Here is a 17,389-nt window from a genome sequence, read left to right as displayed (position 1 = left end):
AGAGGAGAACCCACTACATAAAAACACATACCGACTAGTGGTACTCCCTCCCCGCCCCCGAGGGGGGGGGGGGGGGGGGGACCCCCCCCCCCCCCCCCCCCCCCCCCCCCCCACTCATGTCCGCTCGCGTGGCGGCCGGCGCCCTCAGTCCAGCGTGAGGCTGCGCAGGACCAGTCCCGTCGCCGGCTTCGGCCCGAACGACGTCGACTTCCGTGGCATCGTGACACCTGCGATCGCCAGCTTCCTGACAATCTCCTCCTGCACGGGATGCATGAGCACGGCCGTGCCGCCGACGCGTTCGGCCTGGGTGGCGGCTGCCTCGGCGTCGTGGATGTAGGAGATGTGCTCGGGAGCGTCGGGGATCTGCCAGATGTGCTCCAGCAGCGTGGAGTGCAGCACCGTCGCGTCGAGCGTGCGCCATGCCTCCGGACGGTCCTCAGGCACCGTGCGGCTCAGCAGCCCCGCGTCGGGACGGTCGACGAGATGGAAGCGGCCGTCGCCGGCAAGGAGGAACGCGTTGCCCTCGGTGACCGCCTCGGCCAGTGCGTCCAGGGCCTGCGGCAGCGGCACGTCGAGGTGCCGGACGCGGAAGGAGCCGGTCAGGGCGTCGAGCGCGTCCGCCACCGGAAGGCGGCGCAGCAGGCGGTGGATCGCCCGGACCTGCAAGGGGTAGCGGGCGGTGTCGATCAGCAGCACCAGGCCGTAGTTCCAAGGGCCGGGCGACGTGTGTTCGCCCCGCAGCCGGAGGTACGTCGCCCATCGGTGGTGACCGTCCGCGATCATCGCCTGGTGGCGCCGTAGGTCGTCGTGGATCTCGGCCAGTTCGCCGGCGTCCGTGACACACCACAGGCGGTGGCTGAAGCCGTCCTCCGTGGTGGTGGACAGCAACGGCGAGCGCTGGCTGGTGCGTTCGATGACGGCGGTCGCGCCGACGGCGTTGCCGGTGCTGCGATAGGTCAGCAGCAGCGGCTCCAGGTTCGCCGCGGTGGTCCGCATCAGGGCGGCGCGGTCCGCGACGATGTCCGGCATCACGTCCTCGTGCGGCAGGACGACGCCGTCGGACGGCTCGGTGAGAGCCAGCGCCCCGATGACGCCGCGCTGCAGGATGTCGCCCTTGCGCTGCTCGTACACGTACAACGCGGGCTCGTCGTCCGCCGCGAGGATGCCCTCGGACAGCCAGCGGGACAGCGTCCGGGCGGCCTGGCTGTGGCGGTCCTCCGCGGTGGTCGCCTGCGGCAGGATCAGCCGCACGATGTTGTGCGGGTCCGCCGACTCCAGGTGGTGCAGGCCGTCGGGCCTGACGATGACGTCGTAGGGCGGCGAGGTCACGGCTGCGAGACTGCCCACCCGCTCGGGGACGTAGCGCAGCCCACGGAACGGGATCAGATGCAGACCGCCATTGGCCGCAGGACCTTCGTTGTTCATCAGGGCATCGTATGCGTCCGAGGGCCATGCGCGATGATCGGGGGAGTGGACCCGAGCGAGGAGCGGAAGCGGATGAGCCAGCAGGGTATGAACCGGCCGGGCGGGAGCGCGCGGGCGCTGAGCGAGACGTACGACACGGCCCTGCTCGACCTCGACGGTGTGGTGTACGCCGGCGGGCGGGCGATCGTGCACGCCGTCGAGTCGCTGGCCACGGCCCGCGAGCAGGGCATGCATCTCGCGTACGTGACGAACAACGCGCTGCGCACCCCCGAGGTCGTCGCCGGCCACCTGACCGAGCTCGGCATTCCGACCGAGGCCAGGGATGTGATCAACTCTGCGCAGGCCGTTGCCCGGCTGATCTCGGAACAGGTGCCCGCCGGGTCGCGGGTGCTGGTGATCGGTGGAGACGGGCTGAAGGTCGCCCTGCGAGAGCGCGGTCTCGAGCCGGTGGAGTCGGCGGACGACGATCCGGCAGCGGTCGTCCAGGGCTACGGCGGCCCGGGCCTGGCATGGGGCCGGTTCGCGGAGGCCTGCTACGCGATCGCGCGCGGTGTGCCGTGGTTCGCGTCCAACACCGACCTGACGATCCCCGGCGCCCGGGGCATCGCGCCGGGCAACGGCGCGGCGGTCGAGGTCGTACGGATCGCCACTGGGGCGGAGCCGCAGATCGCGGGCAAGCCGCTGCCGCCGATGCACAAGGAGACGATCCTGCGGACCGGGGCCGAGCGGCCGCTGGTCGTCGGGGACCGGCTGGACACCGACATCGAGGGCGCCGTCAACGGCGGTGTCGACTCACTGCTCGTGCTGACCGGTGTGACGGACGCGGCGCAGCTGCTGGCGGCCGTGCCGCAGCACCGGCCGACGTATGTGGACGCGGATCTGCGGGGCATGCTCACCGGGCAGCCCGAAGTGGTCGAGGCGGACGGTGCGTTCCGGTGCGCAGGATGGACCGCTGCCGCGCAGGGCCAGGAGCTGACGCTGGACGGTGAGGGCGAGCCGATGGACGGACTGCGGGCGTTGTGCGGGGCGGCGTGGACGAGCGCGGGGGAAGGTTCCTGCACGCTCGACGCCGGGAAGGTGCTGGCCAGGCTGGGGTTGTAGTTCGGCCGCGTCTCATGGGCGCCCGGCCGAGAGGTGATGCGAGGGTAGGCTAACCTAACCGCGTGTTGGTCGACAGTCCCCCGAAACGGAGCGCGGAGTCCACATCCGCACCCGCGAGCCCGAAGCGCCACACCCTGCGTGCCACCGGGCTGCTGGTGTCGCTGGGCATCCTGCTGCTGATCTGCGTCGCGAGCATCGCCGTGGGCGCCAAGCCGATTCCGTTCTCCGGCGTCTGGGACGGGTTGTTCCACAACACGGGCACCGGCAACGACGTGATCATCAGGGACGTTCGCGTGCCGCGCACGCTGCTCGGCCTCATGGTCGGCGCGGCGCTCGGGGTCGCCGGCGCGGTGATGCAGGCGCTGACCCGCAACCCGCTGGCGGAACCGGGGCTGTTGGGAGTGAGCGCCGGCGCCTCGGCGTCCGTCGTGTCCGCCATCAGCTTCTTCGGGGTCACCTCGCTCACCGGCTACGTGTGGTTCGCGTTCCTGGGTGCCGCCGTCGTGTCGGCGGCCGTGTACGTCCTCGGCGGCAGCCGCGGCGCCACCCCGGTACGGCTCGCGCTCGCCGGCACCGCCGCGACGGCGGCACTGTACGGCTACATCAACGCCGTTCAGCTGCTGGACGCGGCAGCGCTGGACCGTCTGCGTTTCTGGACGGTCGGCTCGCTCGCCTCCGCGGACATGGAGACCATCCGCAAGATTGTTCCGTTCATCGCCGTCGGCCTGGTGCTCGCACTCCTGCTGGCCCGGCCGCTGAACGCCATGGAGATGGGCGACGACACCGCCCGCTCCCTCGGCGCGCATCTGACCCGCACCCGCATCCTGTCGATGGCCGCGATCACCCTGCTGTGCGGGGCCGCGACCGCGGCCTGCGGACCGATCGTCTTCATCGGACTGATGATTCCGCACGTCGTCCGCGCCATCACCGGGCCCGACATGCGCTGGATCCTGCCGTACGCGGCGGTGCTCTCGCCCGGCCTGCTGCTCGGCGCGGACGTCGTCGGCCGGGTCGTCACCCGCCCGTCCGAGCTGCAGGTCGGCATCGTGACCGCGCTGATCGGCGGGCCCGTCTTCATCCAACTCGTACGCCGCAAGAGGATGGCCCAGCTGTGACGAGGCCTGTGAAGTCCGTGCGGGCAATACGCACGCCCGGCGGGGCGTCCGTGCGGGTCGACCCCCGCGCGGCCGTCGTCTTCCTGCTGCTCGCGGCCGCCGCCGCGGCCGCCTCGGTCGTGCTCATCGGCAGCGGTGACTTCCCGATGTCGTCCGGCGAGGTGGTCGACACACTGCTCGGGAACGGCACCGCGGTGCAGGAGTTCATCGTCCAGGACGTCCGGATGCCGCGCGTGCTGGTGGCGATTCTCGTCGGCGCGTCACTCGCGCTGAGCGGCGCGATCTTCCAGTCCCTGTCACGCAACCCGCTCGGCAGCCCCGACGTGATCGGCTTCTCGCAGGGGGCGACGGTCGGCGCGCTCAGTGTGATCCTGCTCTTCCAGGGCGGGCCGCTCGCCGTCGCGGGCGGCGCAGTCCTCGGCGGAGTCGTCACCGGCATCGCCGTCTACACGCTGGCGTGGAACCGCGGCGTGCACGGTTTCCGGCTGGTGCTCGTCGGCATCGGCGTCGCCGCCATGCTCACCGCGCTGATCCACTACCTGATCACCAAGGACAACCTGGTGGACGCCACCAGGGCCACGCTCTGGATGACCGGGTCGCTCGACGGCCGCGACTGGGCACAGGTGTGGCCGCTCGCCGGCGTGTGCGCCGTGCTGATGCCGCTCGTGTTCGCACACGGCCGGCCGCTGCGGATGCTGGAGATGGGCGACGACGCGGCGTACGCACTGGGCGTGCCGGTGGAACGCACCCGTGTCGTGCTCATGGGCTCCGGTGTGCTGTTCATCGCCGTCGCCACGGCCGCCGCCGGCCCCATCGCCTTCGTGGCGCTCAGCGCCCCGCAGTTGGCGCGCCGGCTGACCCGCTCGCCGGGGCCGAACCTGGCCGCGGCCGCCGTCATGGGCGCGGCCCTGCTGCTGGTCGCCGACTGGATCGCCACCAACGCCTTCGGTGACCGCATGCTGCCGGTCGGCGTGGTCACCGCGGTGCTCGGCGGCGGCTATCTGCTCTGGCTGCTCGTCACCGAGCGCAAGGCGGGCCGGATATGACGCCGCCGACGGCTGCGCGGCCTGCCGCCGACCGTGCCGCCGCCACTTCAACCACCGGGAATTCCAGGAGTAGGACGACGATGCAGCGCCTCACCGCCGAATCGGTCACCCTCGGCTACGACCAGCGGGTCATTGCGGAGAACCTGTCGGTGGAGATACCAGACAACTCCTTCACGGTGATCGTCGGCCCCAACGCCTGCGGCAAGTCGACGCTGCTGCGCGCCCTTTCCCGGATGCTCAAGCCCTCACAGGGCAGGGTGCTCCTCGACGGCCAGGCCATCCACTCCCTGCCCGCGAAGAAGGTCGCCAGGACGCTCGGGCTGCTCCCTCAGTCGTCGATCGCCCCCGGAGGCATCACGGTCGCCGACCTCGTGGCACGTGGCCGCTATCCGCACCAGGGGCTGCTGCGGCAGTGGTCGCCGGAGGACGAGCGGATTGTCGAGGAGTCGATGGCTGCGACGCGGGTCGGCGAACTGGCGGACCGCCATGTCGACGAACTGTCCGGCGGACAGCGTCAGCGGGTCTGGATCGCGATGGCGCTCGCTCAGCAGACGCCGCTGCTGCTGCTCGACGAGCCGACCACGTACCTCGACATACAGCACCAGCTGGAGGTGCTCGACCTCTGCGCCGAACTGCACGAGTCGCAGGGGCGGACGCTGGTGGCGGTGCTCCACGACCTCAACCAGGCCGCCCGCTACGCCACGCACCTTGTCGCGCTGCGCGATGGCGAGGTCGTCGCGGAGGGGGCGCCGGCGGAGGTGGTGACGGCGGAGCTGGTGGAGCGGGTCTTCGGGGTACGGAGCCAGATCATCGACGATCCGGAGTCGGGGACGCCACTGGTGATTCCGGCGTCGCGGAGGGGGCGCGTGGCGGTGCGGGTGGCGTAGGGGGCGTGGCGCCTGGGGCGGGCGTGTTCCCTTCCCCTCCCCCTACGGCCTGGCGGTCGTGGGGGCCCACTTCCCGGAACCGGGGCAAGCCCCGGACCCCGGTACCGCGCTCCGGGGCTCCGCCCCGGGCCTCCGTGCCATAAACGCCGCGGGGCGCGTGTGACGCCAGGCGCCGGCGCGGCTCGGTGTTGCGGCGTTGTCAGGGCTCCGCCCCCGAGCTCCCCGGCGCCTCAAACGCCGGCGCGGCGGGGTGTGCGCCAAGCGTCCGCGGGGCGGGAGATGACAGGCGCAGGGCGGAGGACTCCGTCACGTGGCGGAGCCGCGCCCGCCGCTACAGCAGCGTGCGGAGGCGGAGGAGGTCGCGGACGCCTGCCTCCAGGCGGACACGGCCCGACGCCCACGCCTTCGCGAAGTTCAGCTCGCCGACGACCATCGCCACCAGATCGTCGCCGGTCATCGCCAGGCGGATCTGGGCCTTCTCCCGTGGCGGGCCCGGCAGCGTGTCGGCCACCTTGATGCGGCCGGAGTCGAGGCGGCCGGTGAAGGTGACGTCGAGGTCCGTGATGTGGCAGCTGAGGGAACGGTCCAGGGCGGCAGCGCCCCGTACGTCGCCGTCCGCCTTCGCCAGATTGTCCGAGAGTCTGTCGAGTGCGCTGCGGCACTCCTGCGTGGTGGCCATCGGCAGCGACGGTACCGCAGGGCTTTCGCGGTAGCGTCTGGGCCATGAGTGACTCGATGCTCGTGCCCGGTCCGCAGGAACCCGACGGCGGCGCGCCGGATCCCGCGCCCCTGGGTGTGCCGCGCGTGCCCACCGGCAATGCCGGGGTCGACGTGCTGCTCGAGCGGCTGGCCGATGTCGACCACCTCGCTGCGGACGGACACCTCGAGGTGTACGAGGATGTACACCGGGGCCTGCGGGACGCGCTGACCTCGCTCGACACTCATGAATCGCACAACCACAGGAGCTGAACCGAACGTGGCAGGAGTGGCCCGCCGCCGTCTCGACGCAGAGCTGGTACGCCGGAAGCTTGCTCGTTCACGCGAGCACGCGAGCCAGCTGATCGCGGCGGGCCGGGTGACCGTCGGGCGCAACACGGCGACCAAGTCCGCCACACAGGTCGAGACGAGCGCCGCCATCGTCGTCGCCTCCGACGAGAGCGACCCCGACTACGTCTCGCGCGGCGGGCACAAGCTCGCGGGCGCGATCGCCGCGTTCGTACCGCTCGGGCTGAAGGTCGAGGGGAGGCGGGCGCTGGATGCCGGTGCGTCGACCGGCGGGTTCACCGACGTGCTGCTGCGGGCCGGCGCCGCGCATGTCGTCGCCGTGGACGTCGGCTACGGGCAACTGGCCTGGTCCCTGCAGAGCGATGAACGCGTCACCGTCAAGGACCGTACCAACGTGCGTGAACTGACGTTGGAGATGATCGACGGAGTGCCGGTGGACCTTGTGGTGGGGGACCTCTCCTTCATTCCGCTCGGGCTCGTGCTGCCCGCCCTGGTGCGCTGCGGCGCGCCCGACGCGGACCTCGTGCTCATGGTCAAGCCGCAGTTCGAGGTCGGCAAGGAGCGTCTCGGCAGCGGGGGAGTGGTGCGCAGCCCCGAACTGCGTGCCGAAGCCGTACGGGCCGTGGCGCGCCGCGCGGGGGAGCTCGGGCTCGGAGTACGGGGCGTCACCGCCAGCCCACTACCGGGACCCTCCGGGAACGTCGAATACTTTCTGTGGCTTCGGGCCGGGGCGCCCGAGCTCGATCCGGCGGACGTCGACCGTGCAGTGGCGGAGGGACCTCGTTGACCACGACATCAGAAACGACACCGGGCACCACGTCGAGACGTACTGTTTTCCTGCTCGCGCACACAGGGCGGCCGGCGGCCATCCGAAGCGCCGAACTCGTCGTCCAGGGGCTGCTGCGCAGTGGCATCGGCGTGCGCGTGCTGGCGGCGGAGGCGGCCGACCTGCCGCTGCCGGACTTGGTGGAGACCGTCGCCGAGGCGACCCCCGAGGTCCTCGACGGCTGCGAACTGCTGATCGTCCTCGGCGGCGACGGGACGCTGCTGCGCGGCGCCGAGTTCGCGCGCGCGTCCGGGGTGCCGATGCTCGGCGTCAACCTGGGGCGCGTCGGCTTCCTCGCGGAAGCCGAGCGCGACGACCTCGACAAGGTCGTCGACCGGGTCGTCACCCGCGCGTACGAGGTCGAGGAACGCATGACCATCGACGTCGTCGTCCGCACCAACGGCGATGTGGTGCACCGTGACTGGGCGCTGAACGAGGCCGCTGTGCAGAAGGTCTCGCCCGAGCGGATGCTCGAGGTCGTCCTCGAGATCGACGGCCGCCCTGCCACCGGCTTCGGCTGTGACGGCATCGTGTGCGCCACCCCGACCGGCTCGACGGCGTACGCCTTCTCCGCCGGCGGCCCGGTGGTGTGGCCGGAGGTCGAGGCGCTGCTGATGGTGCCGATCAGCGCGCACGCGCTGTTCGCGAAGCCGCTGGTGACCTCCCCGACGTCGGTGCTGGCGGTCGAGGTGCAGCCGCACACCCCCCACGGGGTGCTGTGGTGCGACGGGCGCCGCACCGTCGAACTGCCCCACGCGGCGCGCGTGGAGGTTCGTCGGGGCGCCGTGCCCGTACGACTTGCCCGGCTGCACCACGCGTCGTTCACCGACCGGCTGGTGGCCAAGTTCGCCCTGCCCGTCGCCGGGTGGCGCGGAGCCCCTCACTAGGGCCTCCCGCCCGCGGGCGGGAGCGGGGAAAGCCCGGGAGAGTGAATCGGAGGCCGGGGCCCGTCGCACACCGGGCCCCGGACCTCGTATGGTCGTGTCCGTGTTGGAGGAGATGCGGATACGGTCACTCGGGGTCATCGACGACGCTGTTGTCGAGCTGTCGCCCGGATTCACCGCGGTGACCGGCGAGACGGGCGCCGGCAAGACCATGGTCGTCACCAGCCTGGGGCTGCTGCTCGGCGGGCGCGCCGACCCCGCCCTCGTGCGGATCGGCGCGAAGTCGGCCGTGGTGGAGGGCCGGATCAGCGTGTCCCCCGACGCGCCGGCCGCGCTGCGCGCCGAGGAGGCCGGGGCCGGGCTCGACGAGGGCACGCTGCTGATCAGCCGCACCGTCTCCGCCGAGGGGCGCTCGCGCGCCCACCTCGGCGGCCGTTCGGTGCCGGTCGGCATGCTGTCGGAACTCGCCGACGAGCTCGTCGCCGTCCACGGGCAGACCGACCAGCAGGGCCTGCTGCGGCCCGCACGACAGCGGGAGGCCCTCGACCGGTACGCGGGCGACGCCGTCAGCGGCCCGCACGCGAAGTACGCCGCCGCCTACCGGCGGCTGCGTGCGGTCGGCGCGGAACTCGAGGAGATCACCACCCGTGCGCGTGAACGGGCGCAGGAAGCGGATCTGCTGCGTTTCGGGCTGAACGAGGTCGCCTCCGTGGAGCCGCGGGCCGGCGAGGACGTGGAGCTCGCCGCGGAGGCGGAGCGACTCGGCCATGCGGAGGCGCTCGCGTCCGCCGCGTCCGTCGCGCACGCCGGGCTCGCGGGCAACCCGGAGGACCCGGAGGTCGTCGACGCCACGACCCTGGTCGCGGCCGCCGGGCGGGCGCTGGACGCCGTACGCTCCCACGACCCCGCGCTGGCGGCGCTGGCGGACCGGATCGGCGAGATCTCGATCCTGCTCGGCGACGTGGCGGGCGAGCTCGCCGGATACGCCGACAATCTGGACGCCGATCCGCTGCGGCTCGCGGCGGTGGAGGAGCGCCGGGCCGCGCTGACACAGCTGACGCGCAAGTACGGCGAGGACATCACCGCCGTGCTGGCGTGGGCGGAGGACGGCGCGAGCCGGCTCACCGAGCTGGACGGCGACGACGACCGCATCGACGAGCTGACGGCGGAGCGGGATGCGCTGCGCGAAGAACTGTCCGGCCTCGCCCAGGCCTTGACGGACGCCCGCACAGAGGCGGCGGCACGTTTCGCCGAGGCGGTGACCGAGGAACTGGCTTCGCTCGCGATGCCGCACGCCCGGGTGTCGTTCGCGATCCGTCAGACGGAGGATCCGGAGGGCGTCGAGGTCGGCGGGCGGCCGGTGGCGTACGGGCCCTCCGGCGTCGACGAGGTCGAACTGCTGCTGGCCCCGCACCCGGGCGCCCCGCCGCGGCCCATCGCCAAGGGCGCGTCGGGTGGCGAACTGTCGCGCGTGATGCTGGCGGTGGAGGTCGTCTTCGCCGGGACCGACCCGGTGCCGACGTATCTCTTCGACGAGGTCGACGCGGGCGTCGGCGGCAAGGCGGCGGTCGAGATCGGCCGGCGGCTCGCCAAGCTGGCGAAGTCGGCGCAGGTGGTGGTGGTGACGCATCTGCCGCAGGTGGCGGCGTTCGCGGACCGCCAGCTGCTGGTCGAGAAGACGAACGACGGGTCGGTCACCCGGAGCGGTGTCACGGTCCTCGAAGGCGAGGACCGGGTCCGGGAACTGTCCCGGATGCTGGCGGGCCAGGAGAACTCGGAGACGGCCCGCGCCCACGCGGAGGAGCTGCTGGCGACGGCACGGGCGGACGGTTAGGCCCGGCGGACCTTCTGAGCCAGGCCGCCCCCTGAACTCACCCGTGTGGGTGATCCGGGTGTGCCGGACCCGGCTCCGTGCACCGGCACGACACCGGGTGGGTGCCGGAACGTCCGTACGGACTGGCATCCTTGGCGGGTGACACAGCTGCATACGGTCCAGGTGCTGGGTGGCGGCAGTGCGGGCAGCAGCGCGCACGTCAGGTCGCTGGCCGCCGGGCTGGTGGCGCGGGGCGTGCGGGTGACGGTGTGCGCGCCCGCCGACATCGACCGCGCCTACGACTTCGCGGGCGCCGGCGCACACTTCGCCCCCGTCCCGCGCCGGAGCGACCCGGCGGCCGTCGCCGCGCTGCGCGCGGCGTACGCCGGGGCGGACGTGGTGCACGCACACGGACTGCACGCCGCCGTGCGCGCCGCGCTCGCCCTCGCCGGGCAGCGTCGCCGCGTCCCGCTCGTCGTCACCTGGCACACGAGGACCCACCCCGACGGCGCGCGGGCAGCGGTCCTGCGGCTGCTCGAGCGAAGAGCTGTACGCGCGGCGACGGTTGTCTTCGGTACGTGCTCCGAGCTCGTCGACCGGGCGCGCGCCTGCGGTGCGCGCGACGCCAGGCTCGCTCCCGCCGCCGCGCCCGCCCCACGCGCGCTGCCGGCCCGGCACGGCAAACTCCGGGCCGAACTGGGCGTGGTCGAACGCCCGTTGCTCATGGCCGTCGGCCGCCTCGAGCAGCACCGGGGCTGTGGAACGCTGCTGGACGCCGCACGGTCGTGGCGCGACCTCGACCCGGCGCCGATGCTGATGATCGTCGGGGAAGGGCCCGATCGGGGTGCGCTCCGGCGCCGTATCGCCGACGAGGGCCTGCAGGTCCGGCTGCTGGGGCGCCGCGACGACGTCACCGAGCTGCTGGCGGCGGCGGACGTCGCGGTCCTTCCCTCCCGATGGGAGTCCCGCTCGCTGCTCGCCCAAGAGGCGCTGCGGCTGGGCGTGCCGCTTGTCGCGACGGCGGTCGGCGGAATGGCCGAACTGGTCGGCGAGGCAGCGGAGTTGGTGCCGTACGGGGACGCGGCGGCGCTGTCATCGGCAGTGACCGGCCTGCTGTGCGACCCGGCGCGCCGGGCGTGGCTGGCGGAGGCGGGGCGTACACAGGCGGGGACGTGGCCGACGGAGGACGAGACGGTTGCGCAGGTACTGAGCGTGTACGACGAGCTGGTGGTGGGAACGTAGGCGCTGCGCCGTGCGTCTTTCGGGGCGCTGCCCCCGTGCGCCCGAGCCTCAAAAATCGGCGGGGCTGAAGCCGGCCGGTCCTGCCGGGCCGCTGCCCCGAACCCCGCGCCTCAAACGCCGACGAGGCTGAAGTTGCCGGTCCTGACGCCGCCGGGCTGGACGTGCCGACGGCCGGCGGGGCTGGGCATGCCGACGGCGGGCTGATTTCGCGGAGTGAAATTCAGCCCGTCCGGCGTTTGAGGACACCGCGCGGAGCGCCGTGCAGGGGTCCGGGGCTTGCCCCGGTTTCGGGAAGGGGAGGGTTGGGGGGAACAGCCCCGTGCCCCGGCCACCCCGCCACCGCGCCATCCCCGCCACCCCCGCCACCCCCGTCACGCGGCCACCCCGTCACAACGTGTGGCGTCGCGCCCGAAGCGCCAAGCTCAGCGCCAGGACCGTTTCCGGGTCCTCCAGGTCCGTACCGAGGAGGTCACCGATCCGGGCCAGGCGGTTGTACAGCGTCTGGCGGTTCAGGTGCAGTTCCCGTGCCGTCTCCGCCTTGCGGCCCGCGTGGGCCAGATACGTCTCCAACGTCGGCAGCAGCGGCGGGCGTGAGGCCGCGTCGTGGGCCCGCAGGGGGCCGATCGCACGGTCCACGAACGCCGCCAGGTCCGGGTGCTCGCGCAGGCGCCACAGCAGCAGGTCGATGTCGAGGCGGCGCGCGTCGTACCAGGGCCTGCCGCTGAGGCCCTGCGCGGCCGTTGCCGTCTCCGCCGCGTGGCGCAGCGCCGCGCTCGCCGCGGCCCAGCCGCCGGCGGCGGCGGCCACGACGACCGGCGGATGCGATCCCGCGCGTTCCAGCCCGGCCCGCTCCACGCCGGCGCGCAGCGCCTGAGCGACCCGGTCCGCGACAGCGGTCCGGTCGGTCTCCGTGCGCAGCCCGACGAGGAGCGGCACCCGGCCTTCCACCGGCCGTACGCCGAGCAGCACCGGCACCCCGAGGGACGACAATTCCTCCGACACGGCGCGCGCGAGCACCGCCCAGTTGCCGGTCGGGGTCAGCTCGGCCGTGAGCCGCATCACCACCGGCAGCAGCGGCCCCGTGCCCGGCTTGAAGCCGAGGACCCGAGCCTGGGCGGGAGCGTCCTCGGGGGCGATGCGGCCCTCCGCCAGGTCGGTCAGGAAGTCTCCGCGTCCGCGGGCCGCGAGCTCCTCCTCCTGGCGCGCCTGCATCAGGACCACGGCGAGGATGCCCGCCGCACGTTCCGCCGCCATCCGGTGCACGGGCAGCAGAGGGGAGGAGACCGCCAGCAGCACCAGCCGGGCGCGTACCGCGCCGGTGCCGCGGCCGCCGCCGGGCACGTCCACCAGGACGGCGTTCGCCGGTGGGCCGTCGAGGCGTCCGCCGCGCAGCCCTTCCCACACCTGCAGCGGGTCGGCGGGTGCGGACTCGGGGCCCGGCAGGTCCGCCGCGTAGAGCAGCTGCCCGTCGGGAGTCTCCAGGAAGACCGGGTCGCCGGTGAAGGACGCCAGGATGCCGAGCACCTGGGGGATTCCGCCACCGCCGAGCAGGGCCTCGGTGCAGCGGCGGTGCACTTCCTCGGCCTGCTGCAACAGCGCGTAGTGGCCGTTGACGATCTCGGTGTGGATCTCCTCGGTCACCGTCACGAACGGCACCTCGCGGTGCAGTTGCACCAGCGGCAGCCCGGCCGCGCGTGCGGCCTCGACGATCGTGGCCGGCAGCCGCGAGAAACGGGGCCCCAGTTCGACCACGAGCGCCGCGATGCCGCGTTCGGCCAGCCGGTGCACGAAGGCGCGCTGCTCCGCCGGGCGGGTGCCGAGGCCGAGACCGGTCGTCAGCAGCAGCTCGCCGCCCTTGAGCAGGGAGGCGATGTTCGGCACCTCGCCCGCGTGCACCCAGCGCACCGTGCGGTCCAGCCGGCCCGACCCGGCGAGCACCTCCGGCAGTCCACTGCGGAGCCCGGGCAGCTCCAGCGCCCGCTGCACGGTGATGCCGCCCTGCGTTTCCATGGCCGAGGACGCTACCGGGGCGACTGTTCCAAGGACAACCGCAGCCTCCTAGCCGCCGTAGGCGCCGGACGCGGTGAGCCGCAGCGCCGTGTCGATCAGCGGGACATGGCTGAAGGCCTGCGGGAAGTTCCCCACCTGCCGCTGCAGCCTCGGGTCCCACTCCTCCGCGAGCAGCCCGAGGTCGTTGCGCAGCCCCAGCAGCTTCTCGAACAGCCGCCGGGCCTCGTCCACCCGCCCGATCATCGCAAGGTCGTCCGCCATCCAGAACGAGCACGCCAGGAACGCGCCCTCGTCGCCGGGGAGACCGTCGACGCCCTCGTGGCTGCCCTCGGTCGGGTACCGAAGGATGAAGCCGTCGTCGGTGGACAGCTCGCGCTGGATCGCCTCGATGGTGCCGATGACGCGCTTGTCGTCGGGCGGCAGGAATCCCATCTGCGGGATCAGCAGCAGGGAGGCGTCCAGCTCCTTCGAGCCGTACGACTGGGTGAACGTGTTGCGCTCGGGGTCGTAGCCCTTCTCGCAGACGTCCCGGTGGATCTCGTCGCGCAGGTCCCGCCACCGCTCCAGCGGTCCGTCCGCGTCGCCGGACTCGATCAGCTTGATCGTGCGGTCGACGGCGACCCATGCCATCACTTTGGAATGCACGAAGTGCCGGCGCGGTCCCCGGACCTCCCAGATGCCCTCGTCGGGCTGGTCCCAGTGCTTCTCCAGGTAGCGGATCAGCTTCAGCTGGAGCAGCGAGGCGTAATCGTTGCGCGCCAGGCCCGTCATGTGGGCGAGGTGCAGGGCCTCGGTGACCTCGCCGTACACGTCGAGCTGGAGCTGGTGGGCCGCGCCGTTGCCGACGCGGACCGGGCCCGAGCTCTCGTAGCCGGGCAGCCAGTCGAGCTCGGCCTCGCCGAGCTCGCGCTCGCCCGCGATGCCGTACATGATCTGCAGGTTCTCGGGGTCGCCGGCGACCGCGCGCAGCAGCCACTCGCGCCAGGCGCGGGCTTCTTCGCGGTAGCCGGTGCGCAGCAGCGAGGAGAGGGTGATCGCCGCGTCGCGCAGCCAGGTGTACCGGTAGTCCCAGTTGCGGACGCCGCCGATCTCCTCCGGCAGCGATGTGGTGGGCGCGGCGACGATCCCGCCGGTCGGCGCGTACGTGAGGGCCTTCAGGGTGATCAGCGAGCGGACGACGGCCTCGCGGTACGGGCCGTGGTACGTGCAGTGCTCGACCCACTCGCGCCAGAACTCGGCGGTCGCCTCCAGCGAGCCCTCCGGGTCCGGGAGGGCCGGGGGCTCCTTGTGCGAGGGCTGCCAGCTGAGCGTGAAGGCGATGCGGTCGCCGGGGCCGACGGTGAAGTCCGAGTAGGTGGTGAGGTCCTTGCCGTAGGTGTCCACGTCGGTGTCCAGCCACACCGAGTCCGGCCCGGCGACGGCGACCGTGCGGCCGTCGACCTTGTGCACCCACGGCACCACGCGCCCGTAGCTGAACCGCATCCGCAGCGCGGAGCGCATCCGCACCCGCCCGGAGACGCCCTCGACGATCCTGATCACCTGCGGCGCCCCGTCACGGGGCGGCATGAAATCGGTCACACGCACCGTGCCGCGCGGGGTGTCCCACTCGGATTCGAGGACAAGGGAGTCGCCGCGGTAGTTGCGGCGCGTCGCGACCGGCGCGTGGGTGTGCGAGCCGTACGCGGGCCCCAGTCGCCAGAAGCCGTGTTCTTCGGTACCGAGCAGCCCGGCGAAGATGGCGTGCGAGTCGAAGCGGGGCAGGCACAGCCAGTCGACTGTGCCGTCCCGGCAGACCAGTGCTGCGGTCTGCATGTCTCCGATGAGTGCGTAATCCTCGATGCGCCCGGCCACGTGCATCTCCAGTCGAACGGCCACGTCCGCCCCGCGGGGCGCTTACTGCGGTTTATGCGGTCCAGGGTCGTTGACGAGCCGCGACGACCCCAAAAGCACCACGCGGGAGGCTGTGCCACTTGCCTGGTGGGGGCGCCGAATTCCGGGTGACGGTCTGGGGAAGACGCCGTTCACAGGTCCGACTCGGCAGCGAGTGTCCGAGCAGGATACGACGCACGTCAATCATCTGTATCGGTGTCCCGGCAACCCAGGTGCGCCGAACGGGTGAGCGGCAGGTGGGCCGCGTCGAGCGGTTCCCGAGTGTTGTCGTTACCGTACCTCCGGCACCAGCGGGGCGCGTGCGCTGGCGTGGCCGGAGGCGGGCCACCGCCGTCGCTGATACCCTGGTACCCCGTGGACCGGTGGCCGGAAAGCCCCGAAACCGCAGCGACGGCACCCCCGAATCCGGGTCGGCAGCCGGCACGCACCTCACTTCGCGACCACGGGAGCCCCCTCTTGGCGATGCCGCCCAAATCCATGACGACCAAGCACATCTTCGTCACCGGGGGTGTCGCCTCCTCCCTCGGCAAGGGCCTCACGGCCTCCAGCCTGGGCGCGCTGCTCAAGGCGCGGGGCCTGCGGGTCACGATGCAGAAGCTCGACCCGTACCTCAACGTCGACCCCGGCACGATGAACCCGTTCCAGCACGGTGAGGTGTTCGTCACAAACGACGGCGCCGAGACCGACCTGGACGTCGGCCACTACGAGCGCTTCCTCGACGTCGACCTCGACGGCTCCGCCAACGTCACCACCGGCCAGGTCTACTCGCAGGTCATCGCCAAGGAGCGGCGTGGCGAGTACCTGGGTGACACCGTGCAGGTCATCCCGCACATCACCAACGAGATCAAGTCCCGCATCCGCCGGATGGCGACCGACGACGTCGACGTCGTCATCACCGAGGTCGGCGGCACGGTCGGCGACATCGAGTCGCTGCCGTTCCTGGAGACCGTCCGCCAGGTCCGTCACGAGGTCGGCCGGGACAACGTCTTCGTCGTCCACATCTCGCTGCTCCCCTACATCGGCCCGTCCGGCGAGCTGAAGACCAAGCCGACGCAGCACTCGGTCGCCGCGCTGCGCAACATCGGTATCCAGCCGGACGCGATCGTGCTGCGCGCCGACCGCGACGTGCCCACCGCGATCAAACGCAAGATCTCGCTGATGTGTGACGTCGACGAGGCCGCGGTCGTCGCCGCCATCGACGCCAAGTCGATCTACGACATTCCGAAGGTCCTGCACACCGAGGGCCTCGACGCCTACGTCGTGCGCAAGCTCGACCTGCCGTTCCGCGACGTCGACTGGACGGTGTGGGAGGACCTGCTCGACCGGGTCCACAACCCCGACCACGAGGTCGACGTCGCGCTCGTCGGCAAGTACATCGACCTGCCCGACGCCTACCTCTCGGTCACGGAGGCGATGCGCGCCGGCGGCTTCGCCAACAAGGCCCGCGTCAAGGTCAAGTGGGTCACCTCCGACGACTGCAGGACCCCGGCGGGCGCGCAGAAGCAGCTCGCCGACGTCGACGCGATCGTCATCCCGGGCGGCTTCGGTGAGCGCGGCGTCGACGGCAAGGTCGGCGCGATCCAGTACGCCCGCGAGAACAAGATCCCGCTGCTCGGCCTCTGCCTGGGCCTGCAGTGCATCGTGATCGAGGCCGCGCGGAACCTCGCCGAGATCCCCGACGCCAACTCCACCGAGTTCGACGCGGCCACCTCCCACCCGGTGATCTCCACCATGGAGGAGCAACTGGCGTACGTCGAGGGCGCCGGCGACCTGGGCGGCACCATGCGGCTCGGCCTCTACCCGGCGAAGCTCGCGGAGGGCTCGATCGTGCGCGAGGTCTACGACGACCAGCCGTACGTGGAGGAGCGCCACCGTCACCGCTACGAGGTGAACAACGCCTACCGCGCGGAGCTGGAGAAGAAGGCGGGCATCCTCTTCTCGGGTACGTCCCCCGACAACAAGCTCGTCGAGTACGTCGAGTACCCGCGCGAAGTGCACCCCTACCTGGTCGCCACCCAGGCGCACCCGGAGCTCCGCTCCCGGCCGACCCGGCCGCACCCGCTCTTCGCCGGACTGGTGAAGGCGGCCGTGCAGCGGCAGCAGACGGGCTCGTAACGCTCAGGCGTTACGGTTGACCGGGGTACG

General features: G+C 72.2%; 14 protein-coding genes. 10 read left to right on the top strand and 4 right to left on the bottom strand.

Translation table 11 applies throughout. The features are described 5' to 3' along the window. Positions 1-144 precede the first annotated feature (144 nt). Positions 145-1,425 (bottom strand): DUF1015 domain-containing protein, encoded by a 1,281-nt coding sequence (locus ACZ4SA_RS33730; protein ID WP_468281727.1) that lies wholly within the window; start codon positions 1,423-1,425, stop codon positions 145-147. Between the two features lie 72 nt (positions 1,426-1,497). Between ACZ4SA_RS33730 and ACZ4SA_RS33725 the strand changes: the two genes are divergently transcribed. From ACZ4SA_RS33725 to ACZ4SA_RS33710, 4 genes are all read left to right on the top strand, one after another. Next, complete coding sequence (locus ACZ4SA_RS33725; RefSeq protein ID WP_468281725.1) at positions 1,498-2,526, top strand: HAD hydrolase-like protein; 1,029 nt, start codon at positions 1,498-1,500, stop codon at positions 2,524-2,526. Positions 2,527-2,660: 134 nt separating this feature from the next. Continuing rightward, positions 2,661-3,641, top strand: a complete 981-nt coding sequence (locus tag ACZ4SA_RS33720; protein ID WP_468281735.1) for a FecCD family ABC transporter permease — start codon at positions 2,661-2,663, stop codon at positions 3,639-3,641. Between the two features lie 8 nt (positions 3,642-3,649). Further along, positions 3,650-4,687: a FecCD family ABC transporter permease gene (locus tag ACZ4SA_RS33715; protein WP_468281733.1), complete on the top strand. Its 1,038-nt coding sequence runs from the start codon at positions 3,650-3,652 to the stop codon at positions 4,685-4,687. Between the two features lie 80 nt (positions 4,688-4,767). Then, positions 4,768-5,574, top strand: coding sequence for an ABC transporter ATP-binding protein (locus ACZ4SA_RS33710; RefSeq protein ID WP_468281723.1), 807 nt, complete (start codon positions 4,768-4,770; stop codon positions 5,572-5,574). A 331-nt stretch (positions 5,575-5,905) separates the two neighbouring features. On the opposite strand, the gene ACZ4SA_RS33705 is transcribed toward ACZ4SA_RS33710, so the two are convergent. Beyond that, complete coding sequence (locus tag ACZ4SA_RS33705; RefSeq protein ID WP_468281721.1) at positions 5,906-6,253, bottom strand: SCP2 sterol-binding domain-containing protein; 348 nt, start codon at positions 6,251-6,253, stop codon at positions 5,906-5,908. A gap of 44 nt (positions 6,254-6,297) precedes the next feature. On the opposite strand from ACZ4SA_RS33705, the gene ACZ4SA_RS33700 reads away from it, so the two are divergent. The 5 genes from ACZ4SA_RS33700 (at position 6,298) to ACZ4SA_RS33680 (ending at position 11,344) form a co-directional block, all read left to right on the top strand. Next, complete coding sequence (locus ACZ4SA_RS33700) at positions 6,298-6,543, top strand: hypothetical protein (protein ID WP_468281719.1); 246 nt, start codon at positions 6,298-6,300, stop codon at positions 6,541-6,543. A gap of 7 nt (positions 6,544-6,550) precedes the next feature. Then, on the top strand, positions 6,551-7,366 hold the full coding sequence (locus ACZ4SA_RS33695; protein WP_468281717.1) for a TlyA family RNA methyltransferase: 816 nt from the start codon (positions 6,551-6,553) through the stop codon (positions 7,364-7,366). After that, positions 7,363-8,292 carry an NAD kinase gene (locus ACZ4SA_RS33690; protein WP_468281715.1) on the top strand — a complete coding sequence of 310 codons (930 nt, stop codon included), beginning with the start codon at positions 7,363-7,365 and terminating at the stop codon, positions 8,290-8,292. Before ACZ4SA_RS33695 ends, ACZ4SA_RS33690 begins: the two co-directional genes overlap by 4 nt. 88 nt (positions 8,293-8,380) lie before the next feature. Continuing rightward, entirely contained in the window at positions 8,381-10,123 is a 1,743-nt protein-coding gene (recN, locus tag ACZ4SA_RS33685; RefSeq protein ID WP_468281713.1) for a DNA repair protein RecN, read from the top strand. Between the two features lie 138 nt (positions 10,124-10,261). Beyond that, entirely contained in the window at positions 10,262-11,344 is a 1,083-nt protein-coding gene (locus ACZ4SA_RS33680; RefSeq protein WP_468281711.1) for a glycosyltransferase family 4 protein, read from the top strand. Positions 11,345-11,731: 387 nt separating this feature from the next. On the opposite strand, the gene ACZ4SA_RS33675 is transcribed toward ACZ4SA_RS33680, so the two are convergent. Then, complete coding sequence (locus ACZ4SA_RS33675) at positions 11,732-13,354, bottom strand: PucR family transcriptional regulator (RefSeq protein WP_468281708.1); 1,623 nt, start codon at positions 13,352-13,354, stop codon at positions 11,732-11,734. A gap of 48 nt (positions 13,355-13,402) precedes the next feature. Then, entirely contained in the window at positions 13,403-15,205 is a 1,803-nt protein-coding gene (locus tag ACZ4SA_RS33670) for a glycoside hydrolase family 15 protein (protein ID WP_468281731.1), read from the bottom strand. A gap of 501 nt (positions 15,206-15,706) precedes the next feature. Here ACZ4SA_RS33670 and ACZ4SA_RS33665 point away from each other — a divergent pair. Continuing rightward, a complete protein-coding gene (locus ACZ4SA_RS33665) occupies positions 15,707-17,359 on the top strand; it encodes a CTP synthase (RefSeq protein ID WP_468281706.1) in 1,653 nt (550 codons plus the stop codon). Positions 17,360-17,389: the final 30 nt, after the last annotated feature.

The organism is Streptomyces sp. NPDC027962, from assembly GCF_055566095.1.
The sequence above is the reverse complement of the archived record's forward strand: the minus strand, read 5'-3'. Positions and strand labels throughout refer to the sequence as shown.